Genomic DNA, 18,374 nt, shown 5'->3' with positions numbered 1-18,374 from the left:
TCTTTTTGAAACAAAAAAGCCTCGAAAAACGAGGCTTTAATTAAAAAAATGCTATTTTCTTTGCTCAAAATGAACTTTCTTTTGCTCTTTTTGAAAAAACTCAATTATTTTCCATATTCCGAAGGTGACTTCTCAAACTCTTCTTGGAAGGCTCTCGTAAAATAAGACAGGCTTTCAAAACCTACTTGATAAGCAATATTTGAAACCGTATCCGTACTATTTTGTAGTAGATTTGCAGCCTTCTGTAGGCGATATTTTCGCACAAATTGTGTGGCAGATTGATTAGTAACAGCTTTGATTTTTCGGCGAAGAACTACTGTTGAAAGATTCATTTCTTCGGCAAACTTTTCTATATTAAACTCGCTTTCGGAGATATGCCTTTCTACTATTTCTTTAGCCTTATTGATAAACTTTTCATCAATCGAAGACAAAATTACTTCGGTTGGTTTCAAATCTACCACTTGCTTATCATATTTTTGGCGTAATAGTTCTCGTTGATTAATTAAGTTTCTGACCCTAACCAATAGTTCTTCTTTATTAAAAGGCTTAGTGAGGTAATCGTCAGCCCCCAATTCAAAACCTTCGATTCGGCTCTCCACATTGGCTTTGGCCGTAAGCAACACCACAGGAATATGACTCGTTTTTTCGTCAGTTTTCAACATTTTACAAAAGCCCAAACCATCTAATCGTGGCATCATGAGGTCAGAAACCACCATATCAGGAATAATTTCCAGAGCTTTTTCTATGCCTTCTTGCCCATCAATGGCTTCTACAATTTGATAATCTTCCTCAAATACACTCCGAATATACTGGCGGAGGTCGGCGTTATCTTCTATTATTAAAAGTATTTTTTCTTCTTCGTTTATCTTATTGGTTTCGGTAAGTTTCTTGCTTTCGCTGCTGGTATAGAAGGCACTCAAATCGGCATTTTGAGAGTCTTCCGAAACACCATTAAGCAATTCTTTTTCCCAAGTCTTCTTATCGGTAGGGAGTTTTATGAAAAAATTTGTTCCTATCCCCTCCTTGCTTTCTACTCGTACCGTTCCTTTGTGCAATTGCACCATTTCTTTGACCAACGCCAAGCCAATCCCCGAACCTTCGTAGTTTCGTTGGTGCGAACCATCAATCTGATAAAACCTATCAAAAATCTGATTCACTTTTTCGGCAGAAATACCAATTCCCGAATCTTCCACCACTATTTCTACTCCACTCAAATCTTCGGTATAAGTTACTCTTAAAGAAATTTTACCCGAATCTTTCGTAAATTTAAAAGCGTTTGAAAGCAGGTTTAGCAATATTTTCTCAATCTTATCCGCATCAAAATAGGCAATTGCTTGTCGGCGATTTTGAATAATCTGGAAATCAATCCCTCTACTTTCGGCCAGTGAACTGAACGAGCTACCGAGTATCTGAATATGCTTGGCCAAATCATTTTGCTGAATATTTATCTGAATTTGCCCTGCATCGAGCTTGCTCAAATCGAGCAATTGATTGATGAGTACGAGTAGGCGTTGAGCGTTACGCTTCATTGAATCAAAGAGTTTTTCGTGCGGATAACGCTTTGTTAAATCATCAATCGGACTCAAAATTAAGGTTAGAGGAGTACGAAATTCGTGCGAAATATTAGTAAAAAACTGTGTTTTTGCGGCGTCTAATTCTTGCAGTTTTTCTGCTTCGATTTTTTCTTCAAAGAGAGCTTTTTCTGTCGAAATTCGTTCATTTTCAGCACTTTCGATGATTTTACCCAGCACAAGCGAAAGAGCCAAGATTTCTAAGAAGTTGGTGATGTAAATCATCAGATAAATCCAGCCGTAATTAATAAACCCTAATGCACTGAGATTAAGAAAAATAAACGGAACTAAGGTAATAAAACACGGAATAAGCAAGTAGGTATTCATCGAAATCCGCTTGTAGAGAGCATACATACACATGATACTCAAAAACGCTTCGGTGAACAAAAACAAGTAATTATTAAAAATCAGAAGATACATTTTTGGCACAAATGCGTGAGCCAATACCTGTAAAACACTACAAGCGATGATGAAGAAAAATATCCAGCGGGCTTTTGGGAAATTTTTCCTAACATTCAAGAGCGAAAAAATAAACAGAGTGTAGGTAGCGGGCATTAACTGATAAAATGAATCATTCAGAAAGCTCGCCAACGGCGGATTGCTACTAAAAATACTACCGACTACTCCAAACGAACCCAAGACAGAGATAGTAACTATTAGCGTATGAAAAGCATACCATCTGAAAGAAGTATTGCTTATATAACGTGCTAAAATAATATTGTATAGCACACGCAGCAGTTGGATTCCTATAACCAACCAAACCATTGCCAAAGTACCAGGTATTTGGTCAATGTAGGTCTGGTGTGTCATCAAGGTAAGTTGAGCATTGACAGAACCACTGGCTTTTAGGCGAATATAGTACGTTTGAACCTTATTTTGGGGCAAATACCCTGCTTTATAGAGTGGAAAAAGTCCAGTGTAAGCTTTTTCATTGACAGATGCCATCAATCCACCTTTCAAACATTGATACTGGCCGTTTTCTTGTGGAATATAAATATCAATATTGTCACTTAGGCCATCGCTCCATAAGAAATACCAGTTATTTCGATTGAGTTTGCTTTGGTTATCAACTTGAAAGCGAAACCAATAAACCGTGGGCGAAAAAGTAAACAGAAAAGAACTTCCTTTGTTTGGAAAAAATGACTGCTTTTTGATACTTTCAAATGACAACTCACCCTTTTCATCTTGAAAAACACTGGCATAATCGCACACATTAACGGCTGCTGTGCTATCAGTAATTATAATCGGCTTTTGGGCGTAAGCGGATTGTAAACAGACAAAGATTAATAAAAGTTGGTAAAGTTTAATTTTCATGTTTTTGGGAAAAACTAAAATCTGAAGGGTTCATACCAAACTCTTCTTGAAAGACTTTTGTAAAATACGACAAACTCTCAAACCCTACTTGGTAAGCAATCTCTGATACCGTACCCGCCCGTTTTGTAAGCAATTCAGCGGCCCGTTGAAGTCTGTATTTTCTAACAAACTCTGTGACCGATTGATTTAAAATCGACTTTAATTTACGACGTAAAACAACGGTAGTCATATCCATCTCTTTGGCAAACATTTCTACATCAAACTCACTTTCCGAAATATACTTATCGACTACATTTTTTGCTTTATTTAAGAACCTCTCTTCAACCGAACTTACCTTCAGTTCACTCGTTACTAAACTAAAAACTTGCTTATCATATTTTTGTCGCAATAGCTCACGTTGAATTACTAAATTCCTGACTCTCACCTGCAATTCTTCTTTATTGAAAGGCTTTGTTAGATAATCATCAGCACCCAATTCAAAGCCCTCAATGCGGCTTTCAACGTTGGCTTTTGCTGTGAGCATTACTACTGGAATGTGGCTCGTTTTTTCGTTGGTTTTCAATAATTTACACAACTCTAAACCGTCCAAGCGTGGCATCATTAAATCCGAAATCACAATATCAGGAATTATCTCTAAGGCTTTTTCGATACCTTCTTGACCATCCACAGCCTCTATAATTCGGTAATCTTGCTCAAAAACACTACGAATATATTGCCGTAAGTCAGCGTTATCCTCAACGATTAGCAGAATGTTGTCTTCAACTGTGGGTATGTCAGATTTTAATATATTCTCAGTTGGCTGTTCGGGGTGTGCCAAATAAGTTAAATCTACTAAATTATAGTTCGGCACATCTTCAATCGCCTTTTTCAATTCTTCTTCCCAGCTTTTTCTGTTGATTGATAATTTTACGCTAAAAGTTGTCCCTTCTCCTTCCTTACTTTCAACCCGAATGCTTCCTTTATGCAGTTCTACCATTTCTTTTACCAAAGCTAACCCAATACCAGAGCCTTCATAATTTCGCTGATGCGTACTATCTGCTTGATAAAATCTATCAAAAATGTGTTTGATTTTATATTCATTTATACCAATTCCGCTATCTTTTACATTGATTTCCACTTCCTTAAAATCTTCACTGTAATTTACCAAAACGCTTATTTTTCCGCCATTAGAGGTAAACTTAAAGGCATTTGAAAGTAGATTTATTAGAATTTTCTCAATTTTATCGGCATCATAATAGGCAATGGCTTCTGAACGGTTTTGATTAATAATAAAATCAATTTTTCGATTTTCAGCCAGTGAACTAAACGAACTGGTCATGACTTTTATAAAACTCACCAAATCGTTTTGTTTAATATTTACCTGCATTTGTCCCGAATCAAGTTTGCTCAAATCCAATAGTTGGTTGATAAGTGTAAGTAACCGCTGGGCATTTCGACGCATGGGTTCTAACATACTCTCTGATGGATATTTCTTTTTTAAGTCCTCAATCGGACTCAAAATTAGACTCAAAGGCGTACGGAACTCATGCGAAATATTAGTAAAAAAGTTTGTTTTAAGGTTGTCCAGTTCTTTCAGACGCTCATTTTGAATGACATTGAATTGAAGTTTTTGTTCAGCCAACATTTTATTTAGCTCCACACTCCTAAAGATTTGTCCCAAGAAAACAACAAACAAAAATATTTCGGCAATAAAAAGGAAAGTAGTGATTTCGAAAATTGGCTTAAACTCAAGCAAACCGAACAATCTGAGGTTAAAAATTAGGTTAGCAATAACTCCTAAAATAAAAGGAAATGAATAATAAATATGGATTTTGTATCGCTTGATAATGCTATAAACGTAGTTAATCAACACGATAATTGAAGAACTGACAATATTATAATGCCCCGCTTTTAGCCAATACCATTTGTAATCGAATAGTACGATTATATCTATTAAAGCCGTCGAAATAATTGATATTTTAACTAACCAAACCATCCATTTGGGTAGCTTATCAACTTCCAATACCGCCAAAATCAAGATTCCAGAACCTATCGCAAACGAATTGTAACAGAGAAAATCTATTTTTTGAGCAATATCAGGATTTGATGTAAAAATTGGCCCAGGGATATTCATCATACCCAAAAACGAGAAAGTTCGGATAGCAATTTGGAGCGAATAAGACCTAAAAATTTTATCTTTTATGATAAAAAGCCCCAAAATAACTACTAAGAAGAAGCGGAATATAATCAGTCCGAAGTTGAAACTTTGGTCAGCATAAATATCAATATTTGAGTAAACATAAGATGGTACCGAATGAAGCACAATTGCTCCATAAATACCTCGCTGGTTTTTCAGTCTCAGAAAAACTGTTTTGGTAGAGTTTGGTAGTAATTCTAAGTTAAAAGTAATTTCTTCTTCCGAAAACCGCCTTTTCTTTTCCTTCGTCAGTAAGCGTTGTTTTTGGTAGTCAATCTTTTTTCCTGTCGAGTCTAAAACATACAACTCGAGTTGTTCGGTAAGAGGGTTATTCCATTTTATTACCCATTTTTTGAATTCGGCATTCGTATTTTTAAAAGTATATTTTATCCAATAGGCATTATCAGAATAAGGAAATAAAAAATAGTTTTTTGAGTTTTTAATAAACTTTTGATGTTGGGCTTGTTCAAAAGATATTTTTGATGTTGAATCCTTAAAAACCTCCATATTGGAAGTAATATTCATCGGAATTTTTGACGTAGATGATAATTCAATGACTTGTGAATAACTCTGCCGTGGATGTAGAAAGATAAAGATTATTAAAAAAAACACCGTTTTTTTTATCATTTTCATAGCATATTATATTTAATAGGTATCCTCTGTATTACAACAGCATAGAGGACAATTAGTTTTCAGATTTCGACAGTTAAGTCTTGGTTTGGGTTACTTCAAGAGTAAATATAGCACTTCAAAATTTCTAAAACAAAATTGGCATTTCAGTACATTTGTTTATGTGATAAAAACAAAAAACAGGTTGCTTTTAGCGACAATGTCTTTCTAAAAACAACCTGTTGGGCAATCTTATAAAATCAAAAATTACTTATTCAAGAAATCAATCGTGCTTATGCCAAATAAGGCTTTACCTTCTGCCTTCGGATTTTTGAATACGAAATAAAGATTTTGCTGACCAGTAGTGTTTAAACTCACTTTCACTGGCTTCATATTCGACTCCGACACTTCAGCTTCGGCCAATAATGCACCAGTCGGCGAACCAGCATGCACTTCAACTTTACCACCAACACTCTGTCCTTTCTGCGAAAATGCTCCAATCGAAAGACCTTTTACGCCTGTTAAATCAATATTTTTAAATCCAACATAAGCTCCATCTTCAGTTCCAACAACAATTTCTCCACCCAATGCTTCAACATTAAATTTACTTGTTGCTTTGCCGTCATCATAAGTATTGGCTTTTACTTTTGAGCTACGCAACGCAACCGATTCAGTATTTGTCAATGGCCCAATTACTTTACCACCTTTGTCGGTATAAGTTGCTTGAATAATGTATGCACCTTCTTTTTTGCCTTTGTGAGCAGTTGTTTCATAAGCTGCTTTTATTGGTTGCGATGCTTTCTTTTTATCGTTCAAAGAAAGAATATAATCAACCATATCACGGGCATCAGAGAGTGACACTTGCGGGTGAGCAGCCATTGCTTGTTCCCCCCAAACACCACCACCACCTTTGATTACTTTCTCAGCTAACTGATTAATAGTAGTTTGTCCACGACGATATTTTTTAGCTACATCAATGTACGCCGGCCCGATAGATTTTTTGTCGATTGAGTGGCAAGCTTTACAGTCACTTAAATCAATCAAACGTTTTCCTGCTGCAAAGTTCATGTTTTCTTTGTGGCCTTGCTCAATCATGGTTTTATCATAACCTTCCAAATAATTGATATTTACAACCACATCAGCAGCATCAATACCTTTGGTAGTTGTTCCGTCTTCTTTATCAGCAACGCTTACTTCGTAATCAATTTTTTCATCATCAAAGAAGAAAGTTTTGTTGCTCTTCACCGCAATATTTACTTTTGGTTCGGCATTACCTACTTTCACTTTTACTTCCTGATTCACCTTATTTCCTGCTCCATCACTTACTGTCAAAACAACGTTGTATTCACCTGGTTTTGCGAAAGTAATCTTCGGATTTGGTTGTGTACTGGCAGGAATTCCTTTTCCAAAATTCCATGAGTATTTTAAAGCATCTTTGTCATAATCCATCGTTCCTGCCGATGAAAATGCCACTGTCAATGGTGCAGCACCTGCTTTTTTATCGGCCTTAGCTACCACAACTGGCTTGCGGTTACCATAGTTATACTCAATAACCGAAAGCGTTGCTTCTTCGTTTTGTGCAAACCAGTTCATACCATAATCTAATACAAACAAACGACCATCTTTCGAGAACGCCATATCCATTGGGTGATAGAATTTAGTATTTGGCATGAAACGCTCCATTCCTGTGTAATTACCATCTTTATCCATGCTTATCAAATAAATCCAGTCACGCATCCACTCATAGGCAAAGAATTTCCCATCTAAATAGCTTGGCAATTTTTTTGGATGTTTGTCATAATCTTCTGAGTAATAAACCGGGCCAGCCATTGGGTTACAGCCACCTTTACCAAATTCTGGATAAAGTTTAGAGTCGCCATAGCCATAATAAATCCATGCTTTTTGAGCTGGAGGAAGCTCTGTTAAACCAGTATTATGTGGAGAATCATTGATTGGCTTTAAAGCATCATATTTCTCGCCCGATTCCTTTTTAGCAAAATCATAATGATTGTAGGCAAAGTTAGGGCCTGTAAAAATTGGCCAACCATAGAAACCTGGTTTACGAGCTTGGTTAAATTCTACGATACCTTCAGGGCCACGTTTGTCGTTTCCTTTTCCAGCATCTGGGCCAACATCGCCCCAATACAGGTATCCGCTACGCTTATCTACCGCAATTCTGTACGGGTTACGCATACCCATCGCATAGATTTCTGGGCGAGTTTTTTCTGTACCAACTTTAAATAAATTTCCTTCTGGAATCGTATATGTTCCATCATTTTGTGGAGTAATTCTCAAAACTTTTCCACGTAAATCGTTAGTGCTTCCTGATGAACGAAGAGCATCCCAACCATCACGACCATCACGAAAATCTATTGGAGCGTAGCCATCTGATGCAAATGGGTTCGTATCATCACCAGTCGATAAATAAAGATTTCCTTTGGCATCCCAATCAATCGAACCACCAGTGTGGCAACATTCATCACGCTTTACAGGCACTCTGAAAACTACTTTTTCAGACGAAAACACAACTGTATCTTTCTGATTATCATATTCAAATCTTGAAAGGAAATTGTCTTTTGTTGCCTCACGAGTTTCGTTTGGAGAGTAATAAAAATAAACCCAATTATTTTGTGCAAAATTAGGGTCAATTCCAACGCCCATTAAACCATACTCGAATTTTGTATAAACTGGCATTTGTGCAACAACCTTCACTTTATTGGTAGTTGGATTCCAAACTTTCACTAATCCTTTACGCTCTACAAATATCACTTTTCCGTTTGGCATAGTGGCCAATTCGGTTGGTTCGTCGAGGTTACTCGCCAAAATTGTGCGTTCATAGCGGTTTTCTTCAGGAGCTCTTTGAGTTTTGGCTTTCGAATAATCCAATTTTTCGGCCATTGCCCATTTCAAACCTTGCCAAAAGTGTTCGGTCATTAAAGGCTCACTGAAAGTTTCGGGTGTGTGTCCATAATTTGAGTAGAAAGCTTTTCCACCATCATATTCATGGTACCAAGCCATCGGGTGAAAATCGCCCATTTTACCCATTTCATAACTACCTTCATCAACTCTCACAATAAATTTCAAAATATCTTTTTTCAAAGATTTGAAGTCATAGAACTCATCTTTACGCTCAAAAGTCTCAGGAAAATGTGCCGAAGCAGGGAAACTTTTATCAAGCGTAATCATTTTACCATTCTGCACATTCGATACTCTCCCACCTGGGTGGCTCGCAAAATAACCGCCCATTAAATCATTATACCAAGGCCAGTTATACTCAGTATCAGAAGCAGCATGAATACCCACATAGCCACCACCCGCTTGAATATAACGCTCGAAATCAGCTTGTTGAGCAGGATTCAAGACATCGCCTGTGGTGCTTAACCACACAACAGCGTTGTACTTTTTGAGATTTTCTTCGTTAAACTTGGTAGCATCAGTCGTTGTATCAATCGCAATGCCTTGCTTTTTTCCGAGTTCAAGAAAATATTGATTTCCTTCCTTGATGGAATTGTGGTGAAAACCTCTTGTTAGAGAAAACACCAGTACTCTTTTTTGGGCTTGTACACCCAAAACACTCAGTAAGAGTGCGTAAAGCAAAATAACTTTTTTCATTTTTGATGATGTAGGTTGGGGTTTAAATTCAAAAACCAATTATCGTAGTTTGTGACAAAGAAATCATAAATTTCCAGATTTATCAATCATAGTATTTCTTTTCGCAGAAACAAAGATAGATAAAAAGTATTTTTTAATTGTCATTTAGACACTAAAAAGTATTTTATATAGATAAAGTATGATTTTTTATCGAAATCCACAATTAATTTAGTTGATTTTACGTAAATGATGATAATCGAACGATTGTGTAACAACTAATCACTCCGCATTTATGTTCGTAATTTAATGGGCATAAATTGATGCTGCAATAAGTTTAATATTGGGTAATGAAATTTACATATATAAGCATATTATTTTTTCTGATTACGATAGAATATAGTTATTCGAGAAATCACCAAGCGAACAGTATCGAGTATTCGTCCGATACAAGTTCATTCCGACCAAAAACTACCAAACAAGTTGATGTAAAAGATATTTTCAGAGCAATTTTCGCCAAAAACTCCACACCAAAACCCAAAAGTAGTACTCAAAAAAATAGTTCATTTGCTATCTTGCCTTCGGTCAATTATTCTATTGTTACAGGTTTTTCTGCAGGAGCTAATACGGTAAATATTTTTAAACTGAGTGCTGAAGCAGAGACTAAGCCCTCAAGCATTCGTACTTTCACTAACTACTCACAGTACAAACAATTTGTTTCGATTCTGAACACTAATATTTGGACAAAAGGAAATAAAATAAACCTCTTGGGCGACATAAGATACTATAAATTCCCGGCAAACACTTATGGATTGGGCGGAAATACGACTTTTGACGATGCTAATTTGGTAGATTACAGACACGTCAGGCTGTATCAAGTAGCTTTACGAAAAATATCTAAAAATTTCGATGCAGGTATTGGTTATCACCTTGATTATCACTGGAAAATACACGAAATCAACGAAAAAGATTTGGGTGAAACAGACTTACAGAAATACGGCCTAACACCCAAATCAACATCATCGGGACTTTCGTTGAATATTCAGCACGATAGCAGAGATAATAGTTCAAATACTACGAGTGGGAATTACGCCAATCTACAATATCGCTACAACACCACCCTTTTGGGCAGTAATCAAAATTGGCAATCAGTAGTTTTGGATTGCAGGAAGTATATCAGATTTCCGAGTAATTCCGAAAATATTATTGCACTTTGGAGTTATGATTGGATTTCATTTGGTGGAAATGCTCCCTATTTTGACCTTCCAAGCATCGGGTGGGATGCTTACTACAATACTGGTCGGGGTTATCCAATTGGGAGATTTAGAAGTAAAACGCTTCTTTATTTCGAGACAGAATACCGTTTTGCCATCACTCGTAATGGTCTTTTACGAGGCGTAGTCTTCGGTAACACACAAAGTTTGGCTAATTATCCGAACAACGGAATGAGCAAAATTATACCCGCAGGTGGTGGTGGAATTCGTATAAAATGGAATAAACTCAACAACACCATCATTGCATTCGACTATGGTATTGGTATCGGTGGTTCACAAGGTTTTGTGTTTAATATCAATGAGGTTTTTTAATTACCTCAGTACCTCTATCAATTCGGCTATCATCAGAGCGGTTGCTCCCCAGACAATTTGGTCTTGAATCACAAAACAAGGAGTTTCGAGTTTTACTCCACGGGTTTCGACTGTTCGTACTTGAACGATTGATGGGTCAAGGATTTCTGAAATTGATACTTCAAAAATTCCAGCAACCTCACGTTCGTCAGGGTAAAAATCTGGGCGTGAAGCCATATAGCCAACCACTGGCTGACAAAACATATTTGAGGGTGGAATAAATAATTCGGTGAGATTCTTAATGATTTTTACGTCAGTAGCTTTTATTCCTATTTCTTCTTGAGCCTCACGCAAAGCAGTTGCTTGAATATCTTTATCTTTCAACTCCACTCTCCCACCCGGAAACGCCATTTGCCCACCGTGAACACCATCATATTGCGGACGCAAAATCAAGGGAAGAAAAATATCTTCTCCCTTCGGATAAAACATCATCAAAACCGCACTTCGACGAGTATTCTCGTTGGGTTCAATCTTTACTTTTAGTCGATAAGGCGACATTTGTCGCATGATTTCTTCATGACCCGGTAAAGGTTTTTCCGAAAGGCGTTTGTTGAGGGTATTTATAAAGTCAGCAAAATTCACGATTTTAGGTGTTGGTCAAGTGCTATGAAATCAGATATTCATGGCAATATACAAAAAATATTTACGAATGACGATTTACGAATGACGAAAATATGTTTAGCAATTTTGTTGTAAAAAATTGTCCCTAAATGAAAAACCATCATCCATAATTTAACCATATATTCTGACAAGTTGTTCAGCACAACGCTCGCCATCCATCGCCGCCGAAACTATTCCACCCGCAAAACCAGCCCCTTCTCCGCACGGGAATAATCTCTTTATCTGCAAGTGTTCGAGTGATTCTTTATCACGAGGAATGCGTATGGGCGAAGACGTTCGGCTTTCGATACCAATCAACTGAGCTTCGTTCGTTACGTATCCTTTCATCTTTTTACCAAACTCTTTTACTCCTTCTTGTAGCGGTCGGGCAATAATATCAGATAAAACTTCGGCCATATCCATTGACACTAAACCTGGCTGATAGGAAGTAGGTAAAAGTTCACGAGAAATTTTGCCCGAAAGAAAATCTGTCAGACGTTGGGCAGGGGCAAATTGTGAGTCTGATAATTTCTTTGCATTGGCTGCTAATTTCCATGCTTTTTGCTCTACATCTTTCTGTAATTGAAGTCCAGCCAGTGGCCCAAGATGCTTATATTTTTGCCAATCAATTTCATTAATGGCAACCACAACCCCCGAATTGGCATATTTTGAATCTCGGCGTGACGGCGACATACCATTTACTACCAATTCACCTTTGGCAGTAGCAGCAGGCACGATAAATCCACCCGGACACATACAAAAACTAAAAACGCCACGCTGAATATTTTTATAGTAGGTCTGAGCCACCAAACTGTAAGAAGCGGCAGGCAACAGCCCACGTTCTGGACGGTGGTATTGGTGTGTATCAATCAAACTTTGTTGATGCTCGATTCTGACACCCATTGCAAAAGGTTTGGCTTCAATCAGAATAGCCTTTTGATGTAGTAATTCAAAAATATCTCTTGCCGAATGGCCAGTTGCTAAAATAACCCCAAGCCCAGTTATTTCTTTGCCATCGGCGGTTATTACGCCTTTCATCTCACCATTGACCAATACAAAATCAACAACTTTTGTATCGAAATGCACCTCGCCGCCTGCTTTCAAAATGCTCTCACGCAAATCGGCAACTACGTTGGGCAATTTATTAGTTCCGATATGAGGGTGAGCATCAAACAAAATCTCGCTTGTTGAGCCATGAGCCACCAAAATCTCTAAAATTCGACGAACATCGCCCCGTTTTTTTGAACGAGTATAAAGTTTTCCGTCAGAATAAGTTCCTGCTCCGCCTTCACCAAAACAATAATTCGATTCAGGATTTACAACGTGGTCTTTATTAATCGCCGCCAAGTCTCGCCTTCTGGCACGCACATCTTTTCCTCTTTCGAGCAAAATCGGTTTAATTCCTAATTCAATCAAACGCAGAGCTGCAAACATTCCAGCAGGCCCCGCTCCTACTATAACTGCCTGTGGTTTGTTAGCGACATCGGCATATTCTTTCCGAAACTCCATTTCGGGTGGTGGAACTTCACCCGAATATATTTCTACTTCGAGATTAATCTTCACTTGCCCTTTTCGAGCATCAATTGACTGACGCATTTTTCTGATTGAAAAATCTTCATCAATCGTTTTTAAGTATGTTTTTTGAATGTGTTGACGCAGAACGGCATCATCGAGAGCAATCTCAGGCTCTAAGGTAAGACTCAAGGTTTGTTGCATTGCTTGAAAGGTTTTTATCCTCTAAATTTCGTGCAAAGTTAAGCAATTCACCTTAAACTTATTTCATAGAATCTGCCAAAATAGACTTAGGCACAAACTTTGAAGTGAAATTTATTGTTTATCATACTAAAAAGATAGACTATTATTACAATTTTGAAGTTATCTTTGCAGAAATCAAATAATTGTGACCCGAAAAACACACTGAATGTCCGCTTATTTTAAAAATATCAGTCGAGGAATAAGAACAACTCTCAAAGGTATGAGCCTGACGCTCAGACACTTTTGGCAAGCCCGTAGAAGCCGACAACCGTATGCAATGCAAGATTCGAGTTATTTCGATTTGCAAACGGGTATCGTTACGCTACAATATCCTCATCAGACTTTACCAGTGCCAGATAACGGGCGTTATCAACTCGACTGCGAGATTGATGACTGTATTGTGTGTGATAAATGTGCGAAAGTATGTCCAGTTGATTGTATTGATATTGAACCCATTAAGTCTTCTGAGATTATCAGCTATGCTTCTGATGGCTCGCCAATTCGACTTTATGCAGCGAAGTTTGATATTGATATGGCCAAATGTTGTTTCTGTGGACTTTGCACGACTGTTTGTCCGACTGAATGTTTGACAATGACCAATGATTATGATTTTAGCGTAGTTGATATTACACAATTAAATTTTGAATTCTCAAACCTCACCGCCGAGCAAGCAGATAAAAAACGTAAGTTATACGAACAATACTTAGAAGAAAAAGAGTCTTTGAAGAAAAGTACAGCGGCCTCTACAACTACCGCTCCGACCGAAAATACGGCAGAAGCACCAAAACCGAAAACGGCGTTCAAGCCAGCATTCAAACCTGCTGTGAAGCCAGCTGTAAAAGAATCGGGCGAGACAATTGAAGATAATAAAGTTGAAAACAAAGAACCAGAAGCTCCAGCATCTGAAGTTCCTAAATCAAAGCCTGTCTTTAAACCAGCTTTCAAACCTGCCACAAAACCAGCGGAAACGGCTGATAAACAAGAAGTTAAATCAGAAGAAGTTGTAGCCGAAACGCCGAAATCTAAACCTGTTTTTAAACCAAGTTTCAAGTCTGCGGCAAAACCAACAGAAACATCTGATACACAGGAAGTAAAAACAGAAGAAGCAACAGCCGAAACACCGAAGCCTAAACCTATTTTTAAACCAAGTTTCAAACCTGCTGCAAAACCAGCAGAAACATCTGATACACAAGAAATTAAAGCAGAAGAAGCAACAGCTGAAACGCCGAAGCCTAAACCTGTTTTCAAGCCGACTTTCAAGCCTGCGGCAAAACCAGCAGAAACAACTGATACACAGGAAATAAAGGCAGAGGAAACAGCTGAAACGCCGAAGCCTAAACCTGTTTTCAAGCCGACTTTTAAGCCTGCGGCAAAACCAGCAGAAACAACTGATACACAGGAAATAAAAGCAGAGGAAGCAACAGCTGAAACGCCAAAGCCAAAACCTGTTTTTAGACCAACAATGAAAATAACACCTAAAAATAACGACTAAATTGTTAGACGAATTATTAAAAAACCTCGACTACACGCTTATCAAGCAAATTGCATTTGCTGCTTTTGCAGTAATCACGGTTGGCGGTGCATTGTACTTACTCTTCACGAAAAATGTACTTTATGCGGCATTTAGTCTCTTACTCACACTGTTGGGAATAGCAGGACTTTTTGTTTTTGCGGGAGCTGATTTTCTGGCCGTTAGTCAGATTATGATTTACGTGGGCGGGATTCTGATACTCTTGATTTTCGGTATCATGCTTACTAACAATAAGAATTTCCAACGCACCAATTTACAACCAAACAAAATTGAAGTTGGGCATCATAATCGTTTTTGGGCAGTTTTGGTAGCCGTTCTATTATTTTTAGGGTTCTTGAAAATCATCTTTGAAGCCAACTTCCATATCATTGGTAAACAAATTCACAATAGCAGTAGTGTTCAACAGATTGGGGTAAACCTTATGACTGACTATATTTTTGCGTTTGAGGTTATTGGCATTTTTTTATTGGCTGCTCTGATTGGGGCAGTGTATATTGCAAAAAAAGAGAAAGTTTAATCAGATGATAGCCATTCAAAATTATCTCGTTATTAGTGCCTTGTTGTTTTCGATTGGATTGGCCATTGCCGTAACTAAACGCAACGCAATTCTGATTCTGATGGGAATTGAGTTGATGCTCAATGCTGTAAATCTGAATCTGGTTGCATTTAGTCAATACGACCCTAATCGCCTACAAGGACAAATGTTTGTGCTTTTTATAATGGTTGTGGCAGCAGCTGAAATAACCGTAGCACTGGCAATTATCTTGAAATTATATGACTATTTCAAGAACCTTGATTTAGACGAAATAAATTCATTAAAAAAATAATAAAAGGCTTGACAAAGGTATTTTTTAGTCGTACTTTTGCAGTCCCAAAAGGGAAAAGAGTAAATATAAAGGCTGCGTAGCTCAACTGAATAGAGCGTCTCACTACGGATGAGAAGGTTTGGGGTTTGAATCCCTACGCGGTCACAGAGTAAGAATTTAGATTCTTACATAATTAAAGTTAAAGTTCTTGAAAGTAATGGCTGCGTAGCTCAACTGAATAGAGCGTCTCACTACGGATGAGAAGGTTTGGGGTTTGAATCCCTACGCGGTCACAAAGCAAGTCGAAAGACTTGCTTTTTTTATTTGGTTACACTTCTGCTCTCATTGCAAAGTTTCTAAAGAACTTTCTTCTGCAAATAAAATCATCGAATAATGCAATTTTTTCAAAAATATTTTTAATTTTGAAAAGCATTTTAGTACCTAACTCTTCTTTAAACCTTATATTATTTATGAAAAAGACCATCATCGCATCCGTTGTCGGAGGGCTAATCCTCTTCTTTTGGCAATTTCTATCATGGACAATCTTAGACACGCATCGACCGATGCAAAATTACACCTCCAAGCAGCAAGAAATTTTGGATTTTCTGAGTAAAAACCTTGAAGATGGTAGCTACTACCTACCGACCACACCTAAAGGAGCGTCGGCTGACGAACAACAAAAACTAATGGAAGCCTCAATGGGAAAACCATGGGCTGAAATACGCTATCACAAAGCTCTTGATGCCAATATGCCACTCAACATGATTCGTGGGCTTTTGGTTAATATTTTAGTGGTATTTTTGTTTTGCTCGTATTTATTAAAGAGTTCGCTTGATTTGAAAAACACATTACTATCAGCCCTTGTATTTGGATTTATTTCCTATTTGATAACCGACTACACCAAACAAATTTGGTTTGAGACTAATACAATTCCTGATTTGGTTGACGCTATTGTTGGCTGGGGAGTTGTTGGTGCTTGGCTCGGATGGTGGCTTGGAAAAAAATAATTTTTGTAAGTACGTTATTTAAAAGAGTCACTAATGGTGGCTCTTTTATTTTACTATCTTCACAGTTCTTCTTATTCCTCCATTCTCTGTAATAAAATAAATACCACTTGGCCAATTTGAAGTGTTGATTGTTTTTTGTGAAGATAAAATAGTTTGGTGTAAATTACCTCTTGAGTCATGAATGCTAATATCATAATCAGACTTAATAAAAAGTATATTTCCAACTGGATTTGGATACACGTAAAATGTATTCGTCAAATTTTCCTCATTAACACTCGTCAAAGAAACTATTACAGAATTTGACAAAATACTATTTCTACCTTTCTGATTAACTCGGTAGTAGAATGATTCTGTCCCCAGTTGAACAAGTAGTGACCTTGTTTGATAATTATATTTTCCAGATGATTTAACTTGTTCGATTACCTGCCAAGTCTTTTGTCCATCTTGACTTTTTTCAATCGAATACATGTCTTCTACATCATCATAATTTGTTTTCCATTCAAGTAGTAAAGTATCGGTACTCGAACTCCATGAAAGTAATATTTCAGGGCAATTTTTTAGCCAATTTTTGTCATTCAATTCATTTAAAGTACTATTAATTGCTTCTTTACTTTTTGGACTCCAATTAACCAAAGAAGATTCATCATAAAATGGATTCATCACATAACGATTATCATCATGTACGGCACCAAAGACATGACCTAATTCATGGCTTAATAACCAAGTAGTGGCGTCTTTCGGCAGAAGCCCTTTCAGCATAATAACTCCCATTTTATACTCTTGCTTTTTGGTAAGCCCATACCCCCAGATATTATTTGTTTTTTTATCAAGTGTAAAAAAATCAAGTCCAGTTATACCAATTAAGGTTAGGAGTTTATAGGATTTCCATTCCTCTGGTTTCTTCCAAAAATTATCAAAGTCAATAGCTATTCTTGAATAATCTAAGGTTAAATCATAAGGCCACGGTAATTCATCAAGATTGGTGTATATTTTTTGCCCTACTACTCGAAATCTCACTTCGCCTTCAAAAGTATTTTTAGCCCAAACCTCTTGAGCAGCAATTATATAACTCAAATTATCAGCTTCAATATCTGCAATAGGTTGACCATTTGAAATTTTCGCTTTGTATTGCTCATAATCTACTACAAAAGCAACAGGAAAATCAAAACAACCATTTACTGCTTTCTGTTGTGAAATTGAAAGCCTAAGTAAAGGCTCTTTCTCAAAACCACAGAAATTCTCTGGAAGATTACTTCTAACATTCTTTGTAAATACAAAAAAATTGTTTGAAGTACTTTCAAGGCTGAAATAATCTTCTCCTTCAAAAAAAGAAATACTGTGGCACTTTCCGCCTCTAATAATCATATAATATTTCCCATCCGATGAAGCAGCTTCATAAACGCACAACTCACTCTGAGTTTTTCCAGTCGAGTTCAAAACATGAGTGTATTGTTTGAATTTACTGGGTTTGAAAATTAAATGTAAATTTCGTGCATTATAGTTAAAGTAAATTTCATCGTATCCACTACCAATTTGCTTTATTTTACCATGTAATTCGGCATCATTTATTCGTAAAGATTCATTCGGCTCAAAACTAAATATAGTCTGAGCTTTTAAAGGATTGCCGTATGTCAGGAAGATTACAAGTATGAGAAAGGTAGCTTTCATTAAAATAGGCTGAGTAGATAGAATAAGTCTGAACTAATCAAATTTATTGAAAAAAAACATAAAACCAAAAGCCACTACGCAAATTGCATAGTGGCTTTTGAATATAATATTAAAACTAAATCTA

At 37.0% G+C, this 18,374-nt stretch carries 11 protein-coding genes and 2 tRNA genes; 7 read left to right on the top strand and 6 right to left on the bottom strand.

Annotation, left to right across the window (positions count from 1 at the left end; genetic code table 11):
• Window positions 1-104: 104 nt before the first annotated feature.
• The 3 genes from IEX65_RS19515 to IEX65_RS19505 form a co-directional block, all read right to left on the bottom strand.
• Entirely contained in the window at window positions 105-2,885 is a 2,781-nt protein-coding gene (locus tag IEX65_RS19515; RefSeq protein ID WP_188768463.1) for an ATP-binding protein, read from the bottom strand.
• Window positions 2,875-5,586: an ATP-binding protein gene (locus tag IEX65_RS19510; protein ID WP_188768461.1), complete on the bottom strand. Its 2,712-nt coding sequence runs from the start codon at window positions 5,584-5,586 to the stop codon at window positions 2,875-2,877. The genes IEX65_RS19515 and IEX65_RS19510 overlap by 11 nt, the downstream gene beginning before the upstream one ends.
• Before the next feature lie 351 nt (window positions 5,587-5,937).
• Complete coding sequence (locus IEX65_RS19505; RefSeq protein ID WP_188768459.1) at window positions 5,938-9,282, bottom strand: ThuA domain-containing protein; 3,345 nt, start codon at window positions 9,280-9,282, stop codon at window positions 5,938-5,940.
• A gap of 326 nt (window positions 9,283-9,608) precedes the next feature.
• Here IEX65_RS19505 and IEX65_RS19500 point away from each other — a divergent pair, with 326 nt between their 5' ends.
• The gene (locus tag IEX65_RS19500) at window positions 9,609-10,844 is read left to right on the top strand and encodes a BamA/TamA family outer membrane protein (RefSeq protein ID WP_188768457.1); all 1,236 of its coding nucleotides are present in this window, start codon (window positions 9,609-9,611) and stop codon (window positions 10,842-10,844) included.
• Here IEX65_RS19500 and IEX65_RS19495 read toward each other — a convergent pair whose 3' ends face one another.
• Entirely contained in the window at window positions 10,845-11,465 is a 621-nt protein-coding gene (locus tag IEX65_RS19495; RefSeq protein ID WP_188768454.1) for an NUDIX hydrolase, read from the bottom strand.
• A gap of 150 nt (window positions 11,466-11,615) precedes the next feature.
• Complete coding sequence (locus IEX65_RS19490) at window positions 11,616-13,199, bottom strand: NAD(P)/FAD-dependent oxidoreductase (RefSeq protein WP_188768452.1); 1,584 nt, start codon at window positions 13,197-13,199, stop codon at window positions 11,616-11,618.
• Between the two features lie 205 nt (window positions 13,200-13,404).
• Here IEX65_RS19490 and IEX65_RS19485 point away from each other — a divergent pair, with 205 nt between their 5' ends.
• The 6 genes from IEX65_RS19485 to IEX65_RS19460 all read left to right on the top strand — a co-directional run bounded on the left by IEX65_RS19485 (window position 13,405) and on the right by IEX65_RS19460 (window position 16,582).
• Window positions 13,405-14,730, top strand: coding sequence for a 4Fe-4S dicluster domain-containing protein (locus tag IEX65_RS19485; RefSeq protein WP_188768450.1), 1,326 nt, complete (start codon window positions 13,405-13,407; stop codon window positions 14,728-14,730).
• 1 nt (window position 14,731) lies between these two features.
• Window positions 14,732-15,286 carry an NADH-quinone oxidoreductase subunit J family protein gene (locus IEX65_RS19480; RefSeq protein WP_229250792.1) on the top strand — a complete coding sequence of 185 codons (555 nt, stop codon included), beginning with the start codon at window positions 14,732-14,734 and terminating at the stop codon, window positions 15,284-15,286.
• A 4-nt stretch (window positions 15,287-15,290) separates the two neighbouring features.
• Window positions 15,291-15,596, top strand: coding sequence for an NADH-quinone oxidoreductase subunit NuoK (nuoK, locus tag IEX65_RS19475; RefSeq protein WP_188768448.1), 306 nt, complete (start codon window positions 15,291-15,293; stop codon window positions 15,594-15,596).
• Window positions 15,597-15,666: 70 nt separating this feature from the next.
• Window positions 15,667-15,740, top strand: a tRNA-Arg gene (locus tag IEX65_RS19470).
• A gap of 54 nt (window positions 15,741-15,794) precedes the next feature.
• Window positions 15,795-15,868, top strand: a tRNA-Arg gene (locus IEX65_RS19465).
• 177 nt (window positions 15,869-16,045) lie between these two features.
• Entirely contained in the window at window positions 16,046-16,582 is a 537-nt protein-coding gene (locus tag IEX65_RS19460; RefSeq protein ID WP_188768446.1) for a hypothetical protein, read from the top strand.
• 45 nt (window positions 16,583-16,627) lie between these two features.
• Here IEX65_RS19460 and IEX65_RS19455 read toward each other — a convergent pair whose 3' ends face one another.
• Complete coding sequence (locus IEX65_RS19455; RefSeq protein WP_188768444.1) at window positions 16,628-18,250, bottom strand: zinc-dependent metalloprotease; 1,623 nt, start codon at window positions 18,248-18,250, stop codon at window positions 16,628-16,630.
• Window positions 18,251-18,374: the final 124 nt, after the last annotated feature.

Source organism: Emticicia aquatilis (assembly GCF_014644295.1).
Taxonomy (GTDB): Bacteria; Bacteroidota; Bacteroidia; order Cytophagales; family Spirosomataceae; genus Emticicia; species Emticicia aquatilis.
The sequence above is the reverse complement of the archived record's forward strand: the minus strand, read 5'-3'. Positions and strand labels throughout refer to the sequence as shown.